Source organism: Streptosporangium sp. NPDC002544, assembly GCF_040295965.1.
Classification (GTDB): Bacteria; Actinomycetota; Actinomycetes; order Streptosporangiales; family Streptosporangiaceae; genus Streptosporangium.
The window spans coordinates 1-24,827 of record NZ_JBEOWJ010000014.1; the positions used below are offsets into that span (position 1 = coordinate 1).

22 protein-coding genes are annotated in these 24,827 nt (G+C 69.0%); 14 read left to right on the forward strand and 8 right to left on the reverse strand.

Annotated features, from left to right (window positions below):
- Positions 1-749, forward strand: a 749-nt coding sequence (locus ABT061_RS21850; protein ID WP_350920652.1) for a tetratricopeptide repeat protein, incomplete at its 5' end; no start/stop codon positions are given.
- Between the two features lie 103 nt (positions 750-852).
- The gene (locus ABT061_RS21855; RefSeq protein WP_350921109.1) at positions 853-1,368 is read left to right on the forward strand and encodes an HAD family hydrolase; all 516 of its coding nucleotides are present in this window, start codon (positions 853-855) and stop codon (positions 1,366-1,368) included.
- Between the two features lie 67 nt (positions 1,369-1,435).
- Here ABT061_RS21855 and ABT061_RS21860 read toward each other — a convergent pair whose 3' ends face one another.
- The gene (locus ABT061_RS21860) at positions 1,436-1,783 is read right to left on the reverse strand and encodes a hypothetical protein (protein ID WP_350920655.1); all 348 of its coding nucleotides are present in this window, start codon (positions 1,781-1,783) and stop codon (positions 1,436-1,438) included.
- Between the two features lie 136 nt (positions 1,784-1,919).
- Between ABT061_RS21860 and ABT061_RS21865 the strand changes: the two genes are divergently transcribed.
- Positions 1,920-2,306 (forward strand): hypothetical protein, encoded by a 387-nt coding sequence (locus tag ABT061_RS21865; RefSeq protein WP_350920658.1) that lies wholly within the window; start codon positions 1,920-1,922, stop codon positions 2,304-2,306.
- A 164-nt stretch (positions 2,307-2,470) separates the two neighbouring features.
- Here ABT061_RS21865 and ABT061_RS21870 read toward each other — a convergent pair whose 3' ends face one another.
- Positions 2,471-2,665 (reverse strand): hypothetical protein, encoded by a 195-nt coding sequence (locus tag ABT061_RS21870; RefSeq protein WP_350920661.1) that lies wholly within the window; start codon positions 2,663-2,665, stop codon positions 2,471-2,473.
- Positions 2,666-2,813: 148 nt separating this feature from the next.
- On the opposite strand from ABT061_RS21870, the gene ABT061_RS21875 reads away from it, so the two are divergent.
- The 4 genes from ABT061_RS21875 (at position 2,814) to ABT061_RS21890 (ending at position 6,465) form a co-directional block, all read left to right on the forward strand.
- Positions 2,814-3,125, forward strand: a complete 312-nt coding sequence (locus ABT061_RS21875) for a hypothetical protein (protein WP_350920664.1) — start codon at positions 2,814-2,816, stop codon at positions 3,123-3,125.
- Between the two features lie 459 nt (positions 3,126-3,584).
- Positions 3,585-5,108 carry a serine/threonine-protein kinase gene (locus ABT061_RS21880; RefSeq protein WP_350920667.1) on the forward strand — a complete coding sequence of 508 codons (1,524 nt, stop codon included), beginning with the start codon at positions 3,585-3,587 and terminating at the stop codon, positions 5,106-5,108.
- 109 nt (positions 5,109-5,217) lie between these two features.
- The gene (locus tag ABT061_RS21885) at positions 5,218-5,874 is read left to right on the forward strand and encodes an HNH endonuclease family protein (RefSeq protein ID WP_350920670.1); all 657 of its coding nucleotides are present in this window, start codon (positions 5,218-5,220) and stop codon (positions 5,872-5,874) included.
- A gap of 261 nt (positions 5,875-6,135) precedes the next feature.
- Positions 6,136-6,465: a hypothetical protein gene (locus tag ABT061_RS21890; RefSeq protein ID WP_350920673.1), complete on the forward strand. Its 330-nt coding sequence runs from the start codon at positions 6,136-6,138 to the stop codon at positions 6,463-6,465.
- Between the two features lie 163 nt (positions 6,466-6,628).
- Here the strand turns inward: ABT061_RS21890 and ABT061_RS21895 are convergent, their stop codons facing one another.
- Positions 6,629-6,973 carry a hypothetical protein gene (locus ABT061_RS21895; protein WP_350920676.1) on the reverse strand — a complete coding sequence of 115 codons (345 nt, stop codon included), beginning with the start codon at positions 6,971-6,973 and terminating at the stop codon, positions 6,629-6,631.
- 220 nt (positions 6,974-7,193) lie between these two features.
- Here ABT061_RS21895 and ABT061_RS21900 point away from each other — a divergent pair, with 220 nt between their 5' ends.
- Positions 7,194-7,979: a neutral zinc metallopeptidase gene (locus tag ABT061_RS21900; RefSeq protein WP_350920679.1), complete on the forward strand. Its 786-nt coding sequence runs from the start codon at positions 7,194-7,196 to the stop codon at positions 7,977-7,979.
- Positions 7,980-8,140: 161 nt separating this feature from the next.
- Here the strand turns inward: ABT061_RS21900 and ABT061_RS21905 are convergent, their stop codons facing one another.
- Positions 8,141-11,560 carry a discoidin domain-containing protein gene (locus ABT061_RS21905; protein WP_350920681.1) on the reverse strand — a complete coding sequence of 1,140 codons (3,420 nt, stop codon included), beginning with the start codon at positions 11,558-11,560 and terminating at the stop codon, positions 8,141-8,143.
- A gap of 332 nt (positions 11,561-11,892) precedes the next feature.
- Between ABT061_RS21905 and ABT061_RS21910 the strand changes: the two genes are divergently transcribed.
- The 4 genes from ABT061_RS21910 to ABT061_RS21925 all read left to right on the forward strand — a co-directional run bounded on the left by ABT061_RS21910 (position 11,893) and on the right by ABT061_RS21925 (position 17,627).
- Positions 11,893-13,245, forward strand: coding sequence for a DUF1996 domain-containing protein (locus ABT061_RS21910; protein ID WP_350920684.1), 1,353 nt, complete (start codon positions 11,893-11,895; stop codon positions 13,243-13,245).
- Positions 13,246-13,313: 68 nt separating this feature from the next.
- Complete coding sequence (locus ABT061_RS21915) at positions 13,314-13,907, forward strand: DUF305 domain-containing protein (protein ID WP_350920686.1); 594 nt, start codon at positions 13,314-13,316, stop codon at positions 13,905-13,907.
- A 129-nt stretch (positions 13,908-14,036) separates the two neighbouring features.
- Positions 14,037-16,517 (forward strand): glycoside hydrolase family 3 C-terminal domain-containing protein, encoded by a 2,481-nt coding sequence (locus tag ABT061_RS21920; protein WP_350920689.1) that lies wholly within the window; start codon positions 14,037-14,039, stop codon positions 16,515-16,517.
- Between the two features lie 60 nt (positions 16,518-16,577).
- Complete coding sequence (locus tag ABT061_RS21925) at positions 16,578-17,627, forward strand: LacI family DNA-binding transcriptional regulator (RefSeq protein ID WP_350920692.1); 1,050 nt, start codon at positions 16,578-16,580, stop codon at positions 17,625-17,627.
- 76 nt (positions 17,628-17,703) lie between these two features.
- On the opposite strand, the gene ABT061_RS21930 is transcribed toward ABT061_RS21925, so the two are convergent.
- The 3 genes from ABT061_RS21930 to ABT061_RS21940 all read right to left on the reverse strand — a co-directional run bounded on the left by ABT061_RS21930 (position 17,704) and on the right by ABT061_RS21940 (position 20,380).
- A complete protein-coding gene (locus ABT061_RS21930; RefSeq protein WP_350920695.1) occupies positions 17,704-18,099 on the reverse strand; it encodes an STAS domain-containing protein in 396 nt (131 codons plus the stop codon).
- A 353-nt stretch (positions 18,100-18,452) separates the two neighbouring features.
- Positions 18,453-18,821: an STAS domain-containing protein gene (locus ABT061_RS21935; protein WP_350920698.1), complete on the reverse strand. Its 369-nt coding sequence runs from the start codon at positions 18,819-18,821 to the stop codon at positions 18,453-18,455.
- Between the two features lie 56 nt (positions 18,822-18,877).
- Entirely contained in the window at positions 18,878-20,380 is a 1,503-nt protein-coding gene (locus ABT061_RS21940; protein ID WP_350920700.1) for an LCP family protein, read from the reverse strand.
- 66 nt (positions 20,381-20,446) lie between these two features.
- On the opposite strand from ABT061_RS21940, the gene ABT061_RS21945 reads away from it, so the two are divergent.
- Complete coding sequence (locus tag ABT061_RS21945) at positions 20,447-21,466, forward strand: glycosyltransferase family 2 protein (protein WP_350921111.1); 1,020 nt, start codon at positions 20,447-20,449, stop codon at positions 21,464-21,466.
- A 25-nt stretch (positions 21,467-21,491) separates the two neighbouring features.
- On the opposite strand, the gene ABT061_RS21950 is transcribed toward ABT061_RS21945, so the two are convergent.
- Positions 21,492-22,844 (reverse strand): SDR family oxidoreductase, encoded by a 1,353-nt coding sequence (locus ABT061_RS21950; RefSeq protein WP_350920703.1) that lies wholly within the window; start codon positions 22,842-22,844, stop codon positions 21,492-21,494.
- Positions 22,845-22,999: 155 nt separating this feature from the next.
- Between ABT061_RS21950 and ABT061_RS21955 the strand changes: the two genes are divergently transcribed.
- Positions 23,000-24,628 carry a CDP-alcohol phosphatidyltransferase family protein gene (locus ABT061_RS21955; protein WP_350920706.1) on the forward strand — a complete coding sequence of 543 codons (1,629 nt, stop codon included), beginning with the start codon at positions 23,000-23,002 and terminating at the stop codon, positions 24,626-24,628.
- Positions 24,629-24,827: the final 199 nt, after the last annotated feature.

Consider the following 24,827-nt stretch of genomic DNA (forward strand, 5'->3'; position numbering starts at 1 on the left):
ACCTCGCCTCCAGCTTTCGTGATCTGGGTCGGCCTGGTGAGGCGGTGCCGTTGGAGCAGCGGGCGTTGGCCATCACCGAGGCCACCTATGGCCCCAACCACCCTTCCGTCGCGATCGGATTGGGAAACCTCGCCTCCAGCTTCTGCGCTTTAGGGCGGCCTGGTGAGGCGGTGCCGTTGGAGCAGCGGGCGTTGGCCATCGCCGAGGCTGCCTATGGCCCCGACCACCCCGACGTCGCGACCGGATTGGGAAATCTCGCCGCTAGTTTCTGCGCTCTGGGCCGACCTGGTGAGGCGGTGCCGCTGTTTGAGAGGGCGTTGGTCATCGCCGAAGCTGCTTATGGTCCTCATCACCCTTCCGTCGCGATCGGATTGGGGAACCTCGCCGCTAGTTTCTGCGCTCTGGGCCGACCTGGTGAGGCGGTGCTGCTATTTGAGAAAATGTTGGCCATCGCCGAGGCCGCCCACGGCCCTGACCACTCCGACGTCGCAATCGGATTGGGAAATCTCGCCGCTAGTTTCTGCGCTCTGGGCCGACCTGGTGAGGCGGTGCCGCTGCTTGAAAGGGCGTTGGCCATCGCCGAGGCCGCCCACGATCCCGACCACCCCGACGTCGTGGCTTTGCGGCATTTCCTGTCCCATACGATGAACGCCCCCTGCCAGTGCGGTTCAGGCAGGGAACTTAAACTATGTCATGGACCCACTTCCACACCCACCCTTGAAAGTGGCCAGAGCCTTCCAGGCAGGTGAACAACAAATAGGTGGAATCGGTTGCAACGCTTCCCCAGTGGAAGAGTTGTGGAGCCGCTACCGCTAACGCATGCCGTACCTCGTCCACTATCGGCCTGAGATGATGGAGGGCCTGTTTCGACTCCGCGCGTCGGGCTGGAGGGTGACGATCGTCACCAATGGTACGGCGGACAACCAGTTCGGAAAGATCCAGCGGGCGGGGCTGGCCAAAGCCGTCGACGCCTACGCGCTCTTAGGGGTCGAAGGCATCCGTAAGCCTGACATCGGTCTGTTCGAGGTCGCGGCTCAGCACTGCGGCATATCCCTCAAAGGCGGGGGATGGATGGTCGGTGACAGCCTTGTTGCCGACATTGGCGGGGACAGGCAGCAGGGCTGTGTACGATCTGGATCAACCGAGGCGCTTGGGTCGGCCACGATCACAGCGCGGATCATGTCGCCACCGACGTGCTTCAGGTCATGGAGATCCTGCACAGCGAACGGTGATCAAGCAGCCATTCCGCAGCCTAGCGAGGGGTGTCGTACAGCAACACCGCCTTACACGATCACATGCCACCGATCCGTATCTACCACTCGACCAGCGCGTGAGCCCATCAACCTGGGATGCGCCGTTTGCTCGTGATGATCGGGAGTCGAAGGCCATGTCGTAGCTCAACGGGGAAAATATCGCACCGACCCAGACACGACATTCACTTGATAGCAGGGAACAGGGACAGTCCACCACGAATGGCGATCGCATTGTAACAATTACGCCACGTATCGTAGTCGCGGGCGTAGGTATTGGCGCATACCTTTTGCGCTGTTTCTATCCATGCGCGCTGATAGTCCTCAGTGCGGCGGGGAGATCCAGTTTCCGTAGCGTTCACAGAGTTAGCGGTGCTGACGGCTGGGGACGGATCACCTTTCAAAACTCCGAACACGTCGGTCGTGGCTGAGAACACAGCGGCGATTACGCTCAAGATGGTGAGTAAGGCGAGCTGTTCTTTGGTGAGGTGGAAACCCCCGCGAGCGGGCTGCCGATGTTCCCCTTGTGACATACGTCGATGATAGGGCATTCTTGGATATACGAAAAAACCTGCTGTAACCCCTCTTCGTGGTTGGGTAACAACTTTTCCCAGGCAAAAAGATCATTCAACTTCACTCGTAACAAAGAGGCCAAAAGCACCTTGCTCGATGATCTTTGCGCTCACCAGTGCGTTACATCCATCTGACGGATTCTGGCCAGCTTCCCGCCGCTTCCTCAGGATGAACGTCATGGGGAAGTCAAAGAAGCAGCGTCAGTCGGCCCAGCCCAGCGCTGAGGAGCTTGAGGTTCGTCAGAAGCTGGGACAGTTCGCCGCTCAGCATGCCGCCGCCGCGAAGCAGGAGCGCGAACTGAAGGTCAGCCAAGAGGAGCAGCAGCTACGCAGGAGGCAGGGAAAGTTCATGCGAGTCCGCGCCAACACCCCAGGCACCGCCGAGTACGCCAACCGCCAGCGCCAGCGTGAGGAGTCCAAGACTGACGATGCGATTCGGGAGAGCGCCCATGATCCGGAGACTTTCAACTCCGACGACTGGTGATTTTGCTAACGCAGGTGCTAACAACAGTCCTGGACGACCATGGACGGTCCTGGATTGAGGGACCCCGTAGACCCGGCCCGGCCAGGCCAGGAAGATGGCTATGGACGGTCCTGGACGATCGTGTCTTACTCGTAATGAAGTGCTCTGCGAGCACCACCAGTGGCTCAATCGTCGAAGTCACTGCGGAGGTAGGTGGGGTCGGCGGGCTTGAGGCGGATCTGGGGTCGTTCATCCATCCACCAGATCTCGAAGTCGGTCACTGTTCCCACAGTGGGCCATCGGTCGGCGTCGTACGGCAGGAGAAGGACATCCACGAAGCCGACCACGAGGAGGTGGAGGTCTACGAAGATTCCGGTCACTCCGGCAGGCCACGGAGCGGGCAGGACGGTTCCTTGTAGTCTCTGCCCGAGCATGATCTGTGGCCGGAGCCGGCGCCAGGCTTCTGCGCTCACGGATGCCCTCTCGTCTCCGGCCAGGGTAACGCGGTTCGGAGAGGACACTGATGGAGTGAGGTACTTCCGGCGAGGATGGGACGAGGACCGGGGAGACGAGTACGCGAGTTGGGGGACCTCCACGTTCTATCTGGCGCTCGATGGCGAGGGGTACGCCCATGTGCAGGTCGAGGTCTACGCCGACGGCACGGTGATCGCCTACGACGCGGAGCACGACGAGGACCGGTATGGCTTCCTGACCTACGCTCAGTTGGATCTCGACGAGTTCGCTCCGTATGAGATCGGCGAGCGGGAGTTCTCCGAGGAGTTAGGCCGTTTGCGCCCGATGAACCTACGAGCTGATCGGCCGTGGCCGCCTGGTCGATGAGGCTCCTTGTTCCGTCGCTGTTCCGTGGGAGCGTCGAAACCAGCGAGAAGTGACGCGAGATGACCACAGGCGTAATCCCTGCTCAGCGATATGATCGAGCCGTTTCCGCAAGTGACGGCACCCGGCATCCGAGATCACCCAGATCTACGAGGGCACCAACCAGATCCAGCGCCTGGTGATGGCCCGCCAGCTCCTCAAGTAACCCCTGAAGTGCACGAACCCCGCTCCCATCTCTTCAGGGGCGGGGTTCGCTGTCTCCTGGTTTCGACGCTGAACGATCACTGTTCCCTGAGAGGCGGCGCGCGGCCGGAACGTGCGCTCGTCGATGAAGAACACCGGCGCGCCGGGAGTGTCCGGCCGGCATAGCGCTCCTGCGGCTGGTTTTAGGCATGATCCCGCCCATGACGGCGCCTCGTCGGCTGTCTGGTGGGGGAGTGAAGGGCGCACTAAGGTCATTTCGTGCTGCCTCTCGCGTCTGCGGATCCGGTTCAGATCAACGCCTTCCGGCTGAGCGGTGTACTCGGCCGAGGCGGGCAGGGGTCGGTGTATCTGGGGCAGGACGCCGCGGGGGCGAAGGTCGCGGTGAAGGTGCTGCACGCGCAGATGGAGGATGCGGAGACGCACCGGTGGTTCATGCGGGAGGTGGAGGCGGCGCGGCGGGTGGCGCCGTTCTGCACGGCCCGGGTGCTGGACGTCGGGGTCGCCGATGGCCGACCGTACATCGTGAGCGAGTTCATCACCGGGCCCTCGCTGGACCGGCTGGTGAGAGGCGAGGGGGTGCGGTTCGGCAGCGGGCTGGAACGGCTGGCGGTGACCACCTTGACCGCGCTGGCCGCCATCCACCGGGCCGGGATCGTGCACCGGGACTTCAAGCCGAGCAATGTGATCATGGGGGCCGAGGGGCCGGTCGTGATTGACTTCGGGATCGCCAGGGCGCTGGATCAGACCGCCACCAGCAGTGTGATGGGGACGCCCGCGTTCATGGCGCCCGAGCAGTTCGCGGGCGGGGCGGTCGGGCCGGCGGCGGACCTGTTCAGCTGGGCCAGCACGATGGTGTTCGCGGCTACCGGGCAGCAGGCGTTCAAGGGGGACACGATGCCCGCCCTGATGCACGCCATCCTGACCACCGAGCCGGATCTGTCCGAGGTGCCGGAGGGGTTGCGGCCACTGCTCGCGCGCTGCCTGGCCAAGGACCCGGAGGCACGGCCCGGCGCCGAGGAACTGCTGGGCCTGCTGACAGGGCATGAGCCGGGGGCTGCGGCCGGATCGCGGACAGTGCCCGTGCCGGACCGTCCGGCACCCCCGCCGTCCGGGACTTTGCTGCTGCCCGACCTGGGATCGCAGGCGCCGGGGAGCAGGGCTCACTCTCATGCCCCGCGGTTGATCGCCTCCGTGGTGGCGCTGGTCTTGATGGTCCTGCTCGCGCTGACCCTGTTCGCCCAGGGTTTGGACTTTTTCGCGGGGTGGGTCTTCGAGCAGCACAGGTACCTCCTGAGCCTGCCCGCCTGGATCATGATCAGCATGGGCTGCCTGATCCCGGTGGTTCCCGCCTTCTGCGTGGCGGTGTGGCGCCACAATGTGGCCTCGGCGATCAGCATGGCGCTCGTGATCCCACTGGCCCTGGTCTTCCTGTTCTGGGGGCTCGTCCTGGGCAGCGAGGACGATTTGCCCGAGGTGCTGCTCGCGATCGTCCCCGCCGTCCTGCTGGGTGTGGTGATCGCGGCGGCCGCACTCCTGCTGTGGCGGCTGAACGCCTTCATCGCGGTGCTCGGCGGGATCGGCGGCCTGCTGATGTCGGTGGAGACCGTCGGTCACTTCGTGGACCTGATGCCGGGGTCGCCGGGGCGTACCTTCGAGGCCCTGATGATCGTGGTCCTCCTGCTCACCAGGTTCACGCTCGGTGCCTGGCTCGTGCTGCTGGGCGGCATGCTCACGCTGCGGGCCGTACAGAGCAGAAGAACATCAGGTCGCGGGCGCGGCTGAAGACCGCTTCCCGGCCCGTACGGCTTGCGCGGCTAGTGGCGCGATCACCGGCTCCGGCTGTTCCTGCCGGCTGCCGGGGGCGGGGCTGTCGTTGGGTATAGGTAAAGCCATGATCTTCCTGAGGCGGGCAACCCACGTCGCCGTACTCACCCTCGTGCTCATCCCGATCACCTCCGCCCTCACCACCCCGCAGGCGGTGGCCGAACCGCGCAAGCGATCACAGGCAGAGACCACGGCCCTCGCCCGGCGCATGCTGGCTCAGCTCAAGGTCGCCAGGCCCCTGTCCATCCGGGGCTACAGCCGCGAGCGGTTCCAATCCCGATCGGCGCACCGCAAGGGCAGGTGCAGCACGCGGGAGATGGTCCTGGCCCGCGACGGGCGGAACGTACGCCGTAACGCGGCCTGCCACCCGGTCAAGGGGCTCTGGTACAGCCCGTACGACGGCAAGTGGCTGAAGAGCGAGAAGTACGTGGACGTCGACCACCTGGTGCCGCTCGCCTATGCCTGGCGCTCGGGCGCCAAACGCTGGAGCCAGGCCAAGCGGCGCGCCTTCGCCAACGACCTGACCCGCCCCGAACTGCTCACCGTCAGCCACTCCGCCAACATCGCCAAAGGCGGCAGAGGCCCGCAGGGCTGGCGCCCGCAACGCCGCGCCCACTGGTGCCGGTACGCGACCTCATGGATCACCGTGAAGCACCACTACCGGCTCTTCGTGACCCGCAAGGAGAAGGTGGCCTTGCTCAACATGCTCCGCACCTGCCGGTGATCCTTCCTGGAGCACGTCGGTGAAGATGCCGATGGGGTCCTGCCAGCCGCCACCTGCCCAGTCGCCGTTGACGTTGGTCGCGGCCATGCGGCCGCCATCGCGGGTGCCGTAGGCGTACGACCAAGGTTTCCTCTCTACAGTGAACAACCGGCTCTCCGTGCCGCGTCTTCGGTGAAGGAGAACCGCCCGGCCGCGGAAGCCGGGTGGTGATTTCATGAACCCGCTGAAGATCGAATGGTGCCCCTCCGGCATCATTACGGTGTGATCGAGACGCCTGACATCGGTTGGTACACGGTTCGATGTGTTTTCCGCTGGGGGGCGCCATACGACACCTACGAGGAACGGGTCACCCTGTGGCGCGCCGGTTCGTTTGACGAGGCCATTGTCATGGCGGAACGCGAGGCCGCGGAATACGCCACCGGTACCGCGTTCGAGTATCTGGGGCTGGCGCAGGCGTACCGGCTGTCAGACGACGTGATCGAGCCGGGCACGGAGGTCTTCTCCCTCCTCCGGGACAGCGATCTCGAACCGGAGGAGTATCTCAGCACCTTCTTCGACACGGGTGACGAGCGGCAGGAACAGGCCTCGTAGGGCCGCGCTTGAATGCCGGCACTCCGCACGGATGTCCTTGCTCGCCGAGAGCGGCGGGGCCGCCCCCTGAGCGGGTCCTGACCGGGCGAGCGTGTCTGTCACGACTGGTCGACGAGCCCGAGCCGGGAAAGGAATCCCGTCCGAGGGAGTCACGGCTCCCAGGTCAGCCCGGAGAGGAACTCGCCTTGGGTGACGGAGGGGTTTTCGAGTGCTCGGCGCACTTGGCGTCCCACTCGGGTATGCGGAGCAGCGCGGGGTTGGCGACGCCGCTCTCGCCGCGTGTCCCGCTCGACGTGGCGGCGAAGGCCAGGCCCTCGACACAGATCCGGGCGACGTTGGGGAAATTGTCCGCGTTGCGGAAGACCTCGATGTAATCGACATCGCCGACCCTGTCAGGCGCCGCGTTTTCCTTCCCGCCGCGATCGCCCAACTGGTCCGAGGAGCAACCGGTCAGCAGGAGGGCGGCGAGAACTGCTCCGGTCCAACCGGTGGCCACCAAGCGTGCCATTCGTTACTCCCTGTAAACGGCAAGGGCCTGTCGGATATCGGGCGCGGATCTTCCCGACATGGCCAGCATATCCACAGCCGATCGGCGGTGATCGATCGACGAATCTCCCATCGACCCGGCCATGTCGACGCCGTGCCGATCCTTTGGCGACGGGCTCTCTGCGGAGAGGGGGAAGATTGGACCTCATTGTTGCCGGTGTTCTGCTCTAACCTGCTTTCTCATGTTCAGACCCCCCGCGCTGCTGGCCTCGGCCCTCCTCGGCGTTCTCCTCATCTCCGGCAGTGCCGAGGCTCTCGCCTCTCCTGTCAGGGACGTGCCCGTGCTGACCGACAACAGCCTCTACCGCAGCGGCAGGATCAAATCATCGGAATGTCCTGATGGCGCGCTCAGCACCCAGAGCGTCGCGGACGCCAAGCGCACCCTCGTCGGGTTGTGGAGCTGCCTGAACGCTTCGTGGTCGGCCCATTTCAAGCGTGCCAAGCTGCCCTTCGCGCCCGCCAAGCTCGTCGTCCTCACCAAGCAGACGCAGTTCTGCGGGAAAAAGTGGCACAAGGACATCAACTCCCGTTACTGCTCCGCGACGAAGACGATGGCGATACTGGTGGACGAGGATTACTACCTGCCGACCCGCGAGATCTACCACTTCCACTACGTCGCCAGGCTCTACGGCAACCATCTGCAGTTCCTCACCGGCATCACCGATGCTTACGGCGCGTTGCCGTCCAAAAACCAGGCCGAGCGTTTCGAGCGGGTCCGGCGCTGGGCCCTGCAGGCGGACTGCCTGGGTGGAGTTTTCCTGGGAAGCGTCTGGAAGAGCGCGGGGCAGGACAGCGAGGGCTGGCCCGCGCTGCTGGAACTCGTGAAGGAGAACGGCGACTACAACTCCAAGAAAGACCGCTATTTCGCCAAGGGCAAGAACATCGTCTACTGGCTCGAGCGCGGTTTCAGGAGCGGCGACCCGGGCTCCTGTGAAACCTGGGCGGTGCCCTCCTCACGCGTTGCCTGACGGTCAGGATTCGGCGCCGCAGAAGGGCTTCTGAAGGCCTTCCGCAGGGGTTCCGAGAGGAGGCGGTGACACACCGCCCGGTAAAAGACCTGGGCGGTGTGTCACTACTCGCACACGCGGCCCTGTCCAGGGCCGGACGCTGTGCGGGATCCGGCGAGGAACTAGCTGTAGACGCCGAACTCCCAGAGGGAGTAGCCGTACGCGGTGCCGCGCTGGGTGAGGTTCACCCGGACGTACCTGGCGGACGCGGTGAGGTCGATGGAGTCGAACCCACCGTCGCCGGTCGTGGTCGAGTAGGCGTTGCTCCAGGTCGAGCCGTTGGTCGAGGTCTGGATCTGGTACGCCTTGCCGTACGCGCCCTCCCAGCCGAGCTGGATGTGCTTGATGGCGGTGGTCGCGCCGAGGTCCACCTGGATCCACTGCGGGTCGGCCCACTCGCTGGCCCAGCGGGTCGAGAAGTTGCCGTCGGTCGCCCGGCCTGGGGTGAACGGGCCGCCGTCACCGGTCGCCTGGTAGGTGGAGGCGGTGGTCGGCTTGCCGAGCGCCACGTTGGTTCCGGCGACCGTGGGCGGGACCACGCGGAAGGAGCGCTGCTCGATGCCGGCGTTGCCGTGCCCGTCGAAGGCGTACACGTACACCTTCCACACGCCCATCTGCTCCGGTGCGGTCACCGAGAACCTGCCGGGGCCGGTCTGGGTGAACCTGACGTTGTCGAAGCCGCGGTTGCCGTTGATGTGCTTGTTGCTGAACATCAGGTTGTAGCGGATCAGGTCGTTGTTCGGGTCGGAGGCGGCGACCTCGACGGTGAAGGGCTTGCCGGCCTGGACGGCGGTCTGCGAGCCGACGGTCATCGAGGTGATCTCCGGGGGCGTGTTCGCCGAGGGCTGCCCGGTGTAGGCCGCCTTGAGCGCGTGGTAGCCGTGCCGACGCCAGCCGCCGGTGGTGGTGTTGAGCCACACCCCGCCGAAGTCGTTCTCCAGGCCGTAGTGGAACTCGGTGGCACCGAGCGCGACGCCGGTGTGGCCCTTGATCGCGTTCCAGCTGGCGGTGTACTGGTCCCGCTTCTGCAGGTCGGTCGGCTCGTTGGGCACGCCGTTGATGTCGTTCGGGACCTCCCACTCGCCGTCCGGTCCCGCCTCGGTGACGATGTAGGGCTTGGTGTACCCGCCGCTGATCCAGTCCTGCCTGACCGTGTGGATGGCGCCGTAGGAGTTGACCGCGAGCAGGTCCAGGGCGGGGGAGTGGGCCTTGTAGTAGGTCCAGGCGTGGGTGTAGGCGTCGGTGGAGGTGACCGGGTGGTTGGGGTCGGCGGCGTGGATCGCCTCCGCCACCTCGTTGACGAACTTCGCGTACGCCACCCGTCGCTGCTCGACCACGTCGGCCGGCAGGCCGTGGTCCTGCATGGTGAGGATGACCTCGTTGCCGACGTCCCACATGAGCACGCCCTGGCGGCCCTTGAGGGCGTTGACCCGGGCGACGATCTCGTTCTTCACGTTGGTCTTGTACGCGGTGTCGTTGACGTAGTCGGCGCCCTGGTTGAGCCAGTGCCCGACGATGACCTTGATGCCCTGCTGGGCGGCCCGGTCCAGCAGCGCCGGGGTGTGGGTGTCGTCGACGCCCCAGGTGCGGATCGTGTTGACGCCCATGGCCTTGAGGTCACGCATGTAGCCGTCGGCCGCGGCCTGCGGCGGGCCGTAGGTCAGACCCTTGATCACATACGGCGAACCGTTCACCTGGAGCTGCCAGTTGCCCTGGGAGCCGGTCACCCTGACCGTGCTCGGGCCGGCCGGGGTCGCCGGGTCGGTCATGGCGGCGGGAGTGGTGCCGGTCTGCCTGGAGACCGAGACCTTGTCCACGCTCAGCACGCCGCCCGAGGTGGTGGCGGCGGTCGGTGTCGTGACGCCCGCGAGCGCGTTGGGCAGCGAGCCGCCGATGGCCAGGTCGAGGCGGAGGTAGAAGCCGTGGTGCAGGGCGGCCTTCCAGGCGGCGACGCCGACCTGGCTCTGGCGCACGATCCAGGTCTGCCTGCCGTCGAGGTAGAAGCGGATCTCCTCGTCGGTCTTGGTGCGGTCGATGACCTGGGCGTACTCGTGGTAACCGCTCTGGCAGCCGTCGCAGGTGGCGAAACCGCTGGTGCGGCCGTTGTACTCGTTGCACACCCCGTCGGGGGCGGTGCCGCAGTGCAGGGTGTTGGCCAGCTGGTCGCGGCCGTTGACGCCGGTCATGATGTCGGTCTCGCCGACGGAGGGCCAGTTGTTGTAATTGCCGCGGTAGGCGGCGCCGGTCGCCCGGAAGCCCGGCCAGTAGCCGAGGGCGTTCGCGACGTCGGGCTGCTTCAGCCGGGCGCTGAACCTGAGCATCTCGCCGGGCTTGGGCTCGAAGTCGGTGCGCTGGGTCTCGATCCGGCCCGAGGTCCAGTTGCCCGCGCCGTCCTTGATCGCCTTGATGTTCAGGTTGCCGGTGCCGTCGAGGAAGACGTTGGCCGTCGAGGCGCTCATGGTCTCGACCTCGCCGGTGCCCCAGTTCGCGGCGCCGCCGGGGTAGGAGGTGCCGGTGCGCAGGATCCAGTCGGCAGCCGAGGGGGAGGTGCCGGCCGCTCCGTTGAAGTCGTCCTTCCACACCTCGGTCCAGGTGCCGGGCTCCTCGGGCTCCTGGGGGTTGCCGCCGGTGCCGGTGCGCACCTGCATCTCCCAGAGGGAGTAGCCGTAGCCGGTGCCCCGGGCGGTGCCGTACATCCGTACGTAGCGGCCGGTGCCGGTCACGTCGAGGGTCTGGGTGCCGCCGGTGCCGGTGGTGGTCGAGTAGACGTCCGTCCAGGTCGTGCCGTTGTCGGAGACCTGGATCTTGAACGCCTTGCCGTAGGCGCCCTCCCAGGTCAGCACGGTCTGGCAGATCGGCTGGGAGGAGCCGAGATCGACCTGGAGCCACTGCGGGTCGCTGGCGGCGCTGGACCACCGGGTGTCCGTCAGGTTGCCGTCGAAGGCGGCCGAGGCGGGGGTTCCGGCGCCCTCGATCGACGAGGCCGAGGCGGGCCTGCCCTGGGCGGCGTTCGCGGTGGAGCAGTTCGGCCCCTGGGTGCCACCCATGCTGCCGTAGACCTGGAACTCCCAGAGGGAGTAGCCGTAGCCGGTGCCCCGGGCGGTGCCGTATATCCGTACGTAGCGGCCGGTGCCGGTCACGTCGAGGGTCTGGGTGCCGCCGGTGCCGGTGGTGGTCGAGTAGACGTCCGTCCAGGACGTGCCGTTGCCGGAGGTCTGGATCTTGAACGCCTTGCCGTACGCGCTCTCCCAGGTCAGCACGGCCCGGCTGATCGTCGCGGTGGCGCCCAGGTCGACCTGGAGCCACTGCGGGTCACTGGCGAGGCTGGCCCACCGGGTGCCCGTCAGGTTGCCGTCGACCGCTGCCGCCGCGCCGTAGGCGGCGCCCTCGGACGACGAGGCGGTCGCCGTCCTGCCCTGTGACAGCAGGGTGTCGGCCGCCACCGCGGGACTGACGAATGCCAGACCGGAGACGACCAGGGCCGCGAGGGCGGCGATGACCAGACCTAACCGGAATCGGCCCGAACCACGAGCTGGATGCACGATCTCTCCTCGAAAAGGGGATGCCTGCCATCAACGCGGCAGGGGGGGAGAGCGCTCTCCGTAACCGAGGGTGCTACCGGAGATCGAGCGGTGTCAAGGCCCTTCTTCACGCGACTCCGAAACGCGCTGCTCACGCTCTGGAAACCTGCCCCCGGCCGAGACGCCCCGCAGAAGCCGCTGGTGTCGCACTCCGTGTGTCACGAACATGAACGACGGGTTTCGGGTTGGGTGCCATCTCGTCTTGACAATTCATAACAAAATGGATCAACCTCATAGGAGAGCGCTCTCCGTGCCGCCGTTTTCGACGGCCACCCCCCACAGAAGGAGAGGCAATGCATCCATCCCGAAGCCCAGTCAGGCTCCGCCTGGGACTGGTCGTCGCCACGCTCACCGCGCTGGTCGCGGCCGGCCTGGCGATCATCACCCCGGCCACCGCGGCGGACGCCCTGCTCTCGCAGGGCCGGCCCGCGACCGCCTCCTCCACCGAGGGAGGCGGGTACGGTGCCGGGGCCGCCTTCGACGGCAACAACGGGACCCGGTGGTCCAGCGCCGCCGCCGACCCGCAGTGGCTCCAGGTGGACCTCGGTGCCACCGCGACCGTCTCCCAGGTGGTTCTCAACTGGGAGGGCGCCTACGGCAAGGCGTTCAAGATCCAGGTCTCCGGCAACGGCACGGCGCCGTGGACCGACATCTACTCCACCACCACCGGCACCGGCGGCACCCAGACCCTCGCTGTCTCCGGTTCCGGCCGCTACGTGCGGATGTACGGCACCGCCCGGGGCACCGGCTACGGCTACTCCCTCTGGGAGTTCAAGGTGTACGGCACCGGCGGCGCCGGGACCACCCCGAGGCCGAAGCCGACGTTCACCGACGAGGTGACCCACCACGAGTTCCAGGCCAACTGCTCCTGGACGGCGGACCGGCCGGACGACCCGATTGTCTACCCCGGCCTGCCGGGCGCCTCGCACATGCACACCTTCGTCGGCAACAACACGACCAACGCGAGCAGCACGACCTCCTCGCTCCTTGGCGGCGGTACCTCGTGCACCAACCCGCACGACAGGTCGGCCTACTGGTTCCCGAGCTTCTACAAGGGCGACCAGCTGATCCGGCCGACCGGCAACCAGGTCATCTACTACAAGTCCGGCATCCTTGACTACTGGCAGGTGCAGCCCTTCCCGCAGGGCCTGCGCTTCGTCGTCGGCAGCCCGACCGCGACGCTGGCGGAGTTCCGCGACTCTCCCGGCACCGTCGAGGGCTTCGAGTGCGGCGACGTCTCCCACAGCTGGGACATCCCGACCTCCTGCGTGGCGGGCAGCCAGGTGAACGTCCGTTACCAGTCGCCGAGCTGCTGGGACGGCGTCAACCTCGACAGCCCCAACCACAAGAGCCACATGTCCTATCCCGTCGACGGTTACTGCCCGGCCAGCCACCCGGTGGCGGTGCCGATGCTGGAGTTCAAGATCGCCTTCCCCGCGAGCGGTGACCTGTCGCAGGCGCGGCTGGCCAGCGGCCGCGGCTACACCTGGCACTACGACTTCTTCAACGCCTGGGACAGCCCCGCCATCCTTGACGCCCTGGTGACCCACTGCATCAATGGTGGTCTCCAGTGCAACCCGCGTGGCTACGACCTGTACAAGCCGCACCGCGGCGCCGCCCTCACAGAGAACTTCGAGCTCCCCTGACCGCGGATGCCAGGTCCCGGCCCCGGCGGCCGGGGCCTGGCACCCGCCCCTGACACGAGAAGGTCCATATGAGACGTGCCGGCGCGATTCTCACCCTGTTCCTCGTGTCCGGCCCGGTCGCCGGCTGTGGTGCCCACTCCCCGGCGGCCGCGCCGGGCCACCATCATGAATCCCCGGCATCGGTCGCCCCCGCCGCCCCCGCCGCCACGCCGGCGGCCGGTTTCAACACCACGGACACCGCGTGGCTCCAGTTGATGATCCCGATGGACGAGCGGACGCTGCCCCTGCTCGACCTCGGCGCCGAACGCGGGCACGACCCGGCGGTACGGCGGCTGGCCGCCCGGATCAGGAAGGCCCATCTGGCCGAGCTCGAACGCCTCAGGGAGATGCTGGGCCGTACCGGCCTGCCCGCGACGAACGTGCACGAAGGGCATGACATGCCGGGTATGGTCACCGCCGCCGATCTGGCGGCGCTGAGGAAGGCCACCGGTCCGGCCTTCGACCGGCTCTTCGCCGACCGCCTGCGCGAGCACCTCGACCAGTCGGCCGCGGTAGCCCGCTCCGAGCAGACCGCCGGTGCCGACGAGGGGACGAGGGCTCTGGCCGCAGCCGTCGAGCGGGCCCGCGTCGCCCAGAGCGATCTGCTCGACGGCATCCGCTGACCGGATCCCCGGGGACACCGTCGCGCCGCCGTTTTTGGACATTGACAGCGCGCTGACGTCGTGACGTACTGGAGAGCGCTCTCCAAGAGTGATCTACAACAGTGATCTCCAACGGTGAAGGGAAACCACGTGAGCATCGACGAGTTCGACCGGCTGGTGGAGAAGCTGGACCTGGAACGTAAGGTGCGGCTGCTCACCGGGGCGACCGTGTGGTCCACCCACGCCGAGCCGGGCATCGGACTGCGGGCCATGGTCACCTCCGACGGCCCGGTCGGTGTGCGCGGGGAGGGCTGGGACGAGCGGAGCACCTCGCTGACCCTGCCGTCGGCCACCGCACTGGCCGCGACCTGGGACGAGGATCTGGTGGAGCTGCTGGGTGGGCTGCTCGCCGCCGAGGCGCGGCGCAAGGGCGTGGACGTCCTGCTCGCACCGACGCTCAACCTGCACCGCTCGCCGCTCGGCGGGCGCCACTTCGAGTGCTACTCCGAGGACCCGCTGCTGACCGGCAGGATCGGCGCCGCCTGCGTCAGGGGAGTCCAGTCCGGCGGGGTGGCGGCCACCGCCAAGCACTACGTCGCCAACGACTCCGAGACCGAGCGGCTCACCCTCGACGCCCGCGTCGAGGAGCAGGTCCTGCACGAGCTGTACCTGGCGCCGTTCGAGGCCGCGGTGCAGGCGGGCGTCTGGGCCGTCATGTCCGCCTACAACGGGGTGAACGGGACCACGATGTCGGAGAGCCCGCTGCTCACAGACCCGCTCAAGACGATGTGGGGGTTTGACGGGGTGGTGGTGTCGGACTGGGGAGGCGTCCGCTCCACCGCCCCCTCGGCCCGCGCCGCGCAGGACCTCGCGATGCCGGGGCCGCAGGGCCCCTGGGGAGAGGCACTGGTCGCCGCGGTGCGCGCGGGCGAGGTACCCGAGGCCGCGATCGACGACAAGGTACGGCGCCTGCTCAGGCTGGCCTCCCGGGTCGGCGCGCTGGACCTCGGCTCCGCCGTCCCGCCGGAGCCCGCGGAACGGGAAGACCACGGCCCCGCCCGCGTGCTGCTGCGCCGGGCCGTCGCCGCGAGCACGGTGCTGCTGCGCAACGAGGGGTCGCTGCTCCCGCTGGACCCCTCGCGGCTGCGCAGGGTCGCGGTGCTCGGGCCGAAGGCCGCCGTCGCCAGGATCCAGGGCGGCGGCAGCGCGGGCGTGTACCCGATGTCCGTCGTGTCGCCCCTCGACGGCATCCGCGAGGCGCTGTCCGGCATCGCGGAGGTGCTCCATTCGCCCGGCCCGCACCTCGACGACCGGCCCACCCCGCTGGGCACGGAGAACGCCCGCAACCCGCTGACCGGTGAACCCGGCGTCCTGGTCAGGCTGCTGGACGCCGGGGGCGCGGAGATCCACGCCGAGCACCGGCTGACCGGCCGTGTCCTGGAACCGGCGCGGATCGACGCCGCGGCCACCGTCGAGATCCGCGCGCTGCTGAGCCCGGAGACGGACGGCGCCTGGGAACTGGCGGTGGCCGGATGGGGGCACGTGCTGCTGGAGGTGGACGGCCGCGTCCTGGTGGACGAGGAGGTGGAACGCGACACCGACGACCCCGCCACCGTGCACCTGTCCCCGCCGTACCGGCGGGTCAGGGTCCCGATGGCCGCGGGCAGGGAGGTGGAGCTCGTCTCCCGGCGGCGGCTCGACCCCGGCAGCGGGATCGCCTCGGTCCTGGCCGCCGACCCGTCCCGCCGAGCCGACGAGGTGGAGCTGGCGGCCGCGGTCGAGCTCGCCGGGACCTGCGACGCCGTCATCGTCGTGGTCGGCTCCACCGAGGAGATCGAGAACGAGGGCGTCGACCGTACCCACCTTGACCTGCCGGGACGCCAGGACGAGCTGGTCCGCGCGGTGGCCGCGGCCAACCCGGCCACCGTCGTGGTCGTCAACTCCGGCGGCCCCATGATCCTGCCGTGGCGCGAGGAGGTGGCGGCGCTGCTGCTGAGCTGGTTCCCTGGCCAGGAGTACGGGCACGGCCTGGCCGACGTCCTGTTCGGCCGCGCCGAGCCCGGCGGCCGGCTGCCCACGACCTGGGCGGAGCGAGCACTCGTCTCCACGGCACCCGACGGCGGGACGCTCGCCTACGCCGAGGGCCTGGACATCGGCTACCGCGGCTGGCTGCGGCAGCCCGAGCCACCCGCGTACTGGTTCGGGCACGGGCTCGGCTACACGTCCTGGTCCTACGACAGCCTCACGCTGCCCTCGGAGGCCGCCCCGGACGGCTCGCTGCCGGTCCGGGTACGGCTGCGCAACACCGGCGAGCGCGCCGGGCGCGAGGTCGTCCAGGTCTACCTGTCCCGGCCGGAGACGGACGTGGCCCGTCCCGTGCGCTGGCTGGCCGGCTACGCCCTGGCCGACGCGGGGCCCGGCGAGGTCGTCGACGTCACGGTGGACATCCCGGCGCGGGCCTTCCAGCACTGGTCGGCCGAGCACCACGCCTGGCGGGCCGAGGAGGGCGCCTTCACGGTGCTCGCCGGACGCTCGGCCGCCGACCTGCCGTTGAGCGTCGAGGTGCTCGCCGGCGAGCAGGCGCCGACCCCGCGGAAGCCCTCGGGAGAGCGCTCTCTCGCTGTGCTATAAAAGCCTTCTGACGTACTCCCCACAGCTGAGGCCGGGGGTCTTCACGCTTAAGGAGAGGTTATGGGCGAAGGCCTGCCGCGGGTGTCGGCACCCCCCACCCTGGAGGATGTGGCACGGGCGGCGGGGGTCTCCCGGGCCACGGTCTCGCGCGTGATCAACGGAATTCGCAATGTCGATCTCGCGATCCAGGAGAAGGTCAGGCAGGCGATCGCCCTCACCGGCTACGTGCCCAACCAGGCGGCGCGCTCGCTGGTCACCCGGCGGACGGGGGCGATCGCCCTGATCGTCTCCGGGGCCGGCGGCGACGAGGAGAACCCGTTCCCCGGCCATGTCTTCGCCGACCCGTTCTTCGGGCGGGTGGCCGGGGGGGTCGTCGGTTTCCTGCGCCCGCTGGGCATCTACCCGATCCTGATGTTCGCCGACACCCCGGAGAGCCGCGACCAGGTCATCGCCTACCTGCGCCAGGGCAACGCCGACGGGGCCATCCTGGTCTCCATCAGCGCCGAGGACACGCTGCCCAGGCTGCTCGCCGAGGCCGCGCTGCCCACCGTGCTCTTCGCCAGACCGGCCAGGCCGATCCCGATCAGCTACGTCGACGTCGCGCACCGGGCCGGGGGCAAGCTGGCCGCCGACCATCTCGTCGCCCGGGGCTGCCGCCGGCTGGCGACCATCTCCGGCCCGCTCGACGTCCCGGCCAGCCAGGACCGCCTGGCGGGCTTCCAGGAGGCGATGGCCGTCCACGGCCACCCCTACATTCCCTGCGTGGAGGGCAACTTCACGCTTGCCAGCGGCGAGGCGGCGATGGAGCGGCTGCTCGCCGAGCACCCCGACGTCGACGGCGTCTTCGCGGCCAACGACCTGATGGCCCAGGGCGCCCTGCTGGTGCTGCGCCACCACGGGCGCCGGGTGCCCGACGACGTGGCCATGGTGGGCTTCGACGACAGCAGCGCGGCACTGGTCTGCCGCCCGCCGCTCACCACGGTCCGCCATCCCGTCGAGGACATGGCCGCCGAGATGGGACGGCTGCTGCTGGCCCACATCGAGCAGCCGGACCACCCGGTGACCTCACGGATCTTCGAACCGACCCTGGTGATCAGGGAGTCGGCCTGACCTCGGAGGCCGGTAGGGCGGCGAGGGGGAGTGAGACGGCCGTGGTGGCCGCCTCCGCCGGTGTGGCGGGGCCTGCCTACCGGTCGGCGAGGGGGGTGATCTCCTGGACGGACGGCGCGTGCTGGGGGCAGCCCGGCGGGGGGCCCATCGTCTCCGAGCGCGAGATCACCGTGAAGGAGGCATCAAGGTGGGTGAGCTTCAGCAGCCTGAGGACCACGGGTGGCGCTCCGGCCAGGAGCAGCGGGGCGTCGCGCTCGCGCGCGTACCGCTTGATACCGATCAGCGAGCTCAGGCCGCAGGCGTCGATGAAGGTGACCCCGGAGAGGTCGATGATGACCGTGCCCTGGCAGGCGTCGATGGCTTCCTGCACGCAGTCGGACAGCTCCGGCCTGGTGGCCAGGTCGAGCTCGCCGGCCACCGTGATGACCACGAAGCCGCTCGCGTGTTCGCTCGTGAGTTGAAGTGCGTTCATCGCCCACTTCCCTGCAGGCTCACGTGAATGTACGTATCCGGCCGGGGAGTGTCACTCTGACGTCCGGCCTCAGCTCGTCCTCCCGATCGCGTCTTGCCCGGCGCGAAGATGGATGGACGATCTGAAGCCACGATACTCCCTAACGGTGCGAACCATCGCTTTCCGTGATCGTGTAGCTTCGAAGCGAAGTGTAGATGCCTACCCGTATATGTGCCAGCTATTCGAGGAAACAGTTTGCCGGTGGCGCGCGTCGGCCTTCGGCCGGAGGGCTCGAAAAGGGTTGGGAGGGTGCTGCGAGAGTTACGGAAGAGGAGGGTGAGCCGGCCGGGAAAGCTGCTCTGAGCTGGGGTGATTCAGTTCGTCGAGTGACTCGGGGTCAGCGCGTCCAGCGCCTCGCGCAGGCTGCCGCGTACCTCGAAGTGCCGGTCGAGATTGGTGATCGTCAGCAGATGGGTGATCATGCCGGGACCCACCACCAGGATGAGGCGGCAGCGGGCCTCCCTGAGCCGGGTGAGGGTGCCCACCAGGACGCCCAGCCCCACCGAGTCGCAGAACGGCACCCTGGTCAGGTCGACCACCAGACCCGGGAGGCCGGCACCGTCCAGGACGCGGTCGATCTCCGCGCGCAGCCGGGGAGCGACGGCCAGGTCGAGCTCGCCTGTCGCCCGCACGACCGCGCAGGGACCGCTGCGCCACGTCTGAACATCAAATGTCGAGATCACGGTCACCACCTCCGTGCCCCGCTGACTGCCCAAGCCGAAGATTGTTATGCGCAACATCACTTTTTGCAGATGTTCTCCGTGGCCGTCCTCGCCGTTGGGGTCGCCAAGGGGGAGGCGGTCGGAGTCGCCGGTGCGGTCGTCTCCTTCACGGTGACCTTCTTCGGCGGCGCGTGTTTCAGGCCGACGACCACCTCGATCGCGTCACCGAGGCTCTCCACCCGGCGCGACTCCGCGCCGGGTAGCGCGGCGGCGACGGTGCGCGCCGAGTCCTCGCGGCCCGGGCCGTACCGGACGACCGTCCTTTCGAAGCCCTTCTGCGGGGTGTTGCCGGCCGCCTCGGGCACCAGGAATCCGACCTTCTGCAGCTCGGTCCTGGTCTGCGCGCCCAGCCCCTTGATCGTGGTGCCGTTGAGAACCCTGAGGGAGATCCGCGCGGGCGGTACGGTCAGCGCGGGAGCCGTGGGGGAGGCCGAGGCGCTCGGGGTGGGCGTGGACCCGGCGGGTTTGGTCGGCTTGACGAGCGTCTCGTCGGCGGCGATCCGGCGGAACAGCTCCTTGGCCGCGTTCTTGTCCCAGAGCACGGCGGACTCGCCGGTCGGCGTCCGGTAGTCGACCTCGGCGAGCGGGACCGTGGCGAAGGCCACGTCGTCCGTGGAGACGTCCTTGAGCTGGTTGGCCAGGCCGAGCAGGTCCTTGCGGAGCGCGTCGTCCACCCGGACCGTGTCGAGGGCGGTGTCGACGAACGAGGCCAGCCTGATCGGGTTGGTGAGCGTGTCGCCGCTGAGTGCCTGGTTCAGCAGCGCGGAGATCACCTGCTGCTGGCGGTCGATGCGGTCCAGGTCGGAGCGGGCGGTGGCGCGGGTTCGGGCGTAGGAGAGGGCCTTGACGCCGTCGAAGGAGTAGGTGCCCGGCTCCAGGTTGAGTGCGGTCTTCGGGTCGTTGATCGGGACCGGTGTGCAGACCGAGATGCCGCCGAGCGCGTCGACCACGTTGATGAAGCCGAGCACGTTGACCTCGACGTAGTGGTGGAGGGTCAGGCCGGTGGCCGCCTGCACCGTGCGGGTCGCGAGCTTCGGGCCGCCGAACTGGTAGGCCGCGTTGATCTTGTGCTGGCCCTTGCCGGGGATCGTCGTCCAGGTGTCGCGGGGGAGGCTGACCACGGTGACCCTGCGGTGGTCCTCCGACAGGTGGATCACCATCATGGTGTCGGTGCGCTCGCCGCTCTCGCGGCCCAGCTTGAGCTGGTTCTGCTGCTTGCGGGTGAGGTCGTCGCGCCTGTCGACGCCGACCACCAGGATGTTCATCGCGCCGCTGCTCGGCCGCGACCCCTGCAGCCCCGCGTCGACCGACTTGATCTTTGTCGTCGCGTAGTTCGTCAGCGCCCACGTCACTCCGGAGCTGCCCAGGACCAGGCACGAGAGCGTTCCCGCGATGACGAGACCGCGTCGCCTGGTGCGGGCACCCCTGGCTGACCTGCGGTCACGTCTCGGGTTCAATCGGACACTGCCGTAGGCGTCGCCGCCCACGTGCACACCCGAATCCTCATGCGGGTCACGCATGCATGGCCCCCTAGGCTCCTGCTGGGTCGATGAGGTACCCGTTCGTACAGTAGCGTGAGCGACGCCATGAAGCAGTTCCCCGACTCGCCCGCGCCGGCGTCGTCTTCCGAGACACGTGTCTGGCCTCCGATCTCCATCGTCATCCCGGTGCTGAACGAGGAGCGCCATCTGCGGGAGGCGGTGCGTCAGGTGCTGTCGCAGCGGTACGAAGGACCGATCGAGGTCGTCCTCGCGATCGGCCCCTCCCGCGACCGCACCCAGGAAGTCGCCGACGAGATCGCCGCCGACGACCCCCGCGTGATCGTGGTCCCCAACCCCACGGGCCGGACTCCCAACGCGCTCAACGCCGCCATCGCCGCGTCAAGCAACAAGATCATCGCCAGGGTGGACGGCCACGCGATGCTCCCCGACGACTACCTCCGGGTCGCGGTCGAGACCCTTGAGGAGACCGGCGCGGACAACGTGGGCGGCATCATGGCCGCCGAGGGCGTCACGCCGTTCGAGCAGGCCGTGGCCCGCGCGATGACCTCCAAGATCGGTGTCGGCGGCGCCAGATTCCACACCGGCGGCACCGCGGGCCCGGCCGACACGGTCTACCTCGGCGTGTTCCGCCGGGAGGCTCTGGAACGGGTCGGCGGCTACGACGAGCACTTCCAGCGGGCCCAGGACTGGGAGATGAACCACCGCATCCGCGAGACGGGCGGCCTGGTCTGGTTCCAGCCCCGGATGCGCGTCTCCTACCGGCCGAGGCCCAACCTCAAGGCCCTCGCCAAGCAGTACTTCCACTACGGCCGCTGGCGCAGGGTGGTCGCCCGCACCCACGAGGGCACGATCAACCTGCGCTACCTGGCGCCGCCGCTGGCCGTGTTGGCCATCCTCGCCGGCCTGATGGTCTCCCCCTTCCTCTGGCCGGGCCTGCTGATCCCCGGCGGCTACCTGGCGGCGGTCCTGGCCGGCTCCGTGGTCACCGGCAGCGGCCTGCCGCCCCAGGCGCTCATCCGGCTGCCGCTGGTCTACGTCACCATGCACATGTCGTGGGGTTGGGGTTTTCTGACCAGCCCGAGGAGGCTCGGCAAGCCGGGCTGACCCACTTCACCGGGGCGGGAGCCGGTCAGGGGCGGGCATCGACCACCTGACCGGTGACGCCGGAGGCGAGCACGTCCAGCGAGGTGCGGGCGACGGTGCGCGGGGCGTCGCTCCGCCCGGGAACGACGCAGTTGACCCGTACTCCGTAGAAGGCCCATTCCCCCGCCAGCGCCCGGGTCAGACCGGCCAGCGCGGCACCCGCGGCGGAGCGCAGGCTGTCATCGGCGCCCTCGACCCGGGCGGGGGCGTGGAACAGCAGGTGGCCCCGGGTCTCGCGGAGATGGGGGAGAGCGGCCCTGGCGATGTTGACCGGACCCAGGTGGTGCACGTTCATGCTCTCGGCGATCGCGGTGTCGTCCACCGCGTCGAGCCGGCCCGAGGGCGCGGCCCCCGGGGCGTTGACCACGTAGTCGATCCCGCCCGTCTCCTTGGCGGCGTGGGCGAGCGCGTCGGCCACGGCGCCGGGGTCCTCGACGCGCACCCCTTCGAGCGCCCCGGAGAGGTCGGACGGCCCGGGGAAGCGGAACACGCGGGCGCCGTGCTCTCCGGCCAGCTCCGCCACCTCGGCGCCCGCGCCGAAGACCACCACGGTCCTGCCCTCCATCGCCTCGCGCAGGGCGGAGGCCGAGGCGGGGGGAACGTCGCTCGCGGCGAGCCGCAGGAGCGTGTCGGCGATGAGGAGGTCCACCGGGTGGGTGACCTTCATGTTCCGCTCGCTGCCGGTCACCACGTGGATCGGCACCTCGGGCAGGTAGCGCAGCACCACGCCGCAGTCGTCGGTGGGCGGCCGGTCGCCGAAGCCGGGGTCGGCGAAGGCTCGCTGGTACGCCTCGCGGATCACCGAGAGCCGGAAGCACTGCGGGGTCTGGACGCGGCGCAGGGTGGCACGGTCGGGGACGTCACGAACGATCTCCCCGTCCGGCCCCTGCGAGGTCACCACGATCGTGTCGGAGCTCGGGATCGCCACCTCGACGGCCGAGCAGGTCCTCAGCGCCTCGACGCAGTCGGTGATGATCCTCCTGTCCGCCAGCGGGCGTACCGCGTCGTGCAGCAGCACGTCGCACTCCTGGGGTCCCAGGGCCCGCAGCGCCCGCCAGGTGGTCTCCGGGCGGCTCTGGCCGCCCTCCAGGACCTGGGTGACCTTCGCGAAGCCGTTCCGCTCGACGATCCGCTCCACCTCCCCGGTGAAGCCGGGCGCCATCAGCACGATGACCTCGTCGATCTCCGGCGCCTCCTCGAACAGGGCGAGGGTGTGTTCCAGGATCGTCCGGCCCGCTATCTCCAGCAGCTGCTTGGGGGTGCCGAGGCCGACGCGCCGGCCGACGCCGCCTGCCAGGACCACTCCGACGGTTCGAGGACGCGGTTCACGTTCGGCCAAGATCAGATTCCTTTGACAGTTCGGGTATGGCGAGCGTAATGGGTGCGTACCCGATCGTCCGGCGTGCTCCCGTGCTATCCCGTCAAGATCTAGCTACCCTGAGTGCGCACTCCCCGATTCGTACGGTGATCCCGTCGGATACGAAGGAGCCCGGATTGCCTGACTCTCACGCCGCCTCCCAGACGGCCGCGGTCGTGCTCGCCACCACCGAGGCGTCCGCCCTGCGCTGTCCCGCCGGAACGCTGCTCGACAGGCTGACCGGACAGCTTGCCACACTCTCGGTGCGGGAGGTGCACGTGGTGGCCCGCTCCAGCGACATCATCCACGCGCCCGGCGGCACCCACATGATCGGCGCCGAGGGGTCGCGGGGGCTCGCCGACGACCTGCGCAGGGTCGCGAAGGTGGCTCGCTCGTCCATCGGCCCCGTGCTGCTGGTCGCCGGTGACCTGGTGGCGCACACCGAGGCGCTGGCCATGCTCACCGAGCATCCGGCCCGTGACACCCGCGCGCTGGTGAGCGAGGGCGAGAGGGCCGCGCCGGGGCCGTCACGCCCGCCGGTCAGGATCGACGGCGGGAACGTGGTGGCCGCGGGCACCTCCTTCCACGAGGTGGGCGAGGCGGACGGCACCTTCAGGGGCGCGCTCCAGGTGGGAGTGTCCGACCTGACGCGCCTCGCCGAGGCCGCCGAGACGCTCGCCGAGCTCGCCGAGGCGGGCGGCTTCGGCCCGATGGACGGCGGCGAGGCCCCACAGCTGCTCCTGGTCGGTCTGGTCCGCGCCGGTGTCCCGGTGCGCGCGGCCGGGCTCGGCCGGCTGCACGGCGACCGGATGGCCGAGCAGGCGGACGTCGACTCGGCGGTGCCGAGGCTGGCGGAGGTCGACGAGGCCGAGGCCCGGCTGGACGGCGCGGTCAAGGCCAACGACGGCTTCTTCGCCACGTACGGAGTGAGCTCCTGGTCCAGGCACCTGGTGAAGCTCGCCGCCAGGCTCGGTCTGACGCCGAACGCGATCACCGGCATGTCCGTCGGCCTGGCCGCGCTCGCCGCGGTCTGGTTCTCCACGGGCACCCGGCAGGCCCTGATCGCCGGGGCGGTCCTGCTCTACCTGTCGTTCGTGCTCGACTGCGTCGACGGCCAGCTCGCCCGCTACACCCGTGCCTTCTCGCCGTTCGGGGCCTGGCTGGACGCCACCTTCGACCGGGTCAAGGAGTACGTCGTCTACGTGGGACTCGCCTTCGGGTACGCGGCCGGGCTGGAGGCCACCGGCGGCGGACCCGACGGCATCTGGGGGCTCGCGGTGGCCGCGATGATCCTGCAGCTGCTCCGGCACATGATCGATTTCTCGTACGCGGGGGCGCGTGCCGACGCCGCCCGGGTGGGCGCGGCCTGGGCCAGGACGCCGGGCTCGCCGGGTGACCCGGCCGATGACGCCAGACGGCCGGTGCCGCTCCGCGAGCCGGAGCGGCAAGCCACACCGGTGGGTACCGGTGCCGTGCGGGCCGCGGACGGCGGGGCCGAGCAGAACACCGGGAGAGCGGCCGGGGACGGCGACGGGCCGGGTACGGGCAACGCGATCGTACGGCTCTCGCGGACCATGGAGAAGGCGTCCCCCACCCGCTGGTTCAAGAAGATCATCGTGCTGCCCATCGGTGAGCGGATGGCCCTGATCGCGGTGACCGCCGCCCTCTTCAACGCCCGGGTGACCTTCGTCGCGCTGCTGGTCTGGGGCGGGATCGCCGCGACCTACACTCTCGCGGGCCGGATGGGCAGGTCGTTGAGCCGGTGACCGGAGACGGTGGGCGCGCGGCAGGGCGGGGTGGGCCCGCCACGAGACGGGAGACTCGGGCGTGGACGGGGGCTCCGCCGGGGCGGCGGTTCCCGCCATCGAGTCGGCCGGTCACGGGATCGGCCGGGCCTGCCACGGGGCAGGCGGTGTCCGTCGCGGGGCGGGCAGGAACGGTCGGGCTTTTCGCGGGGCGACTGGG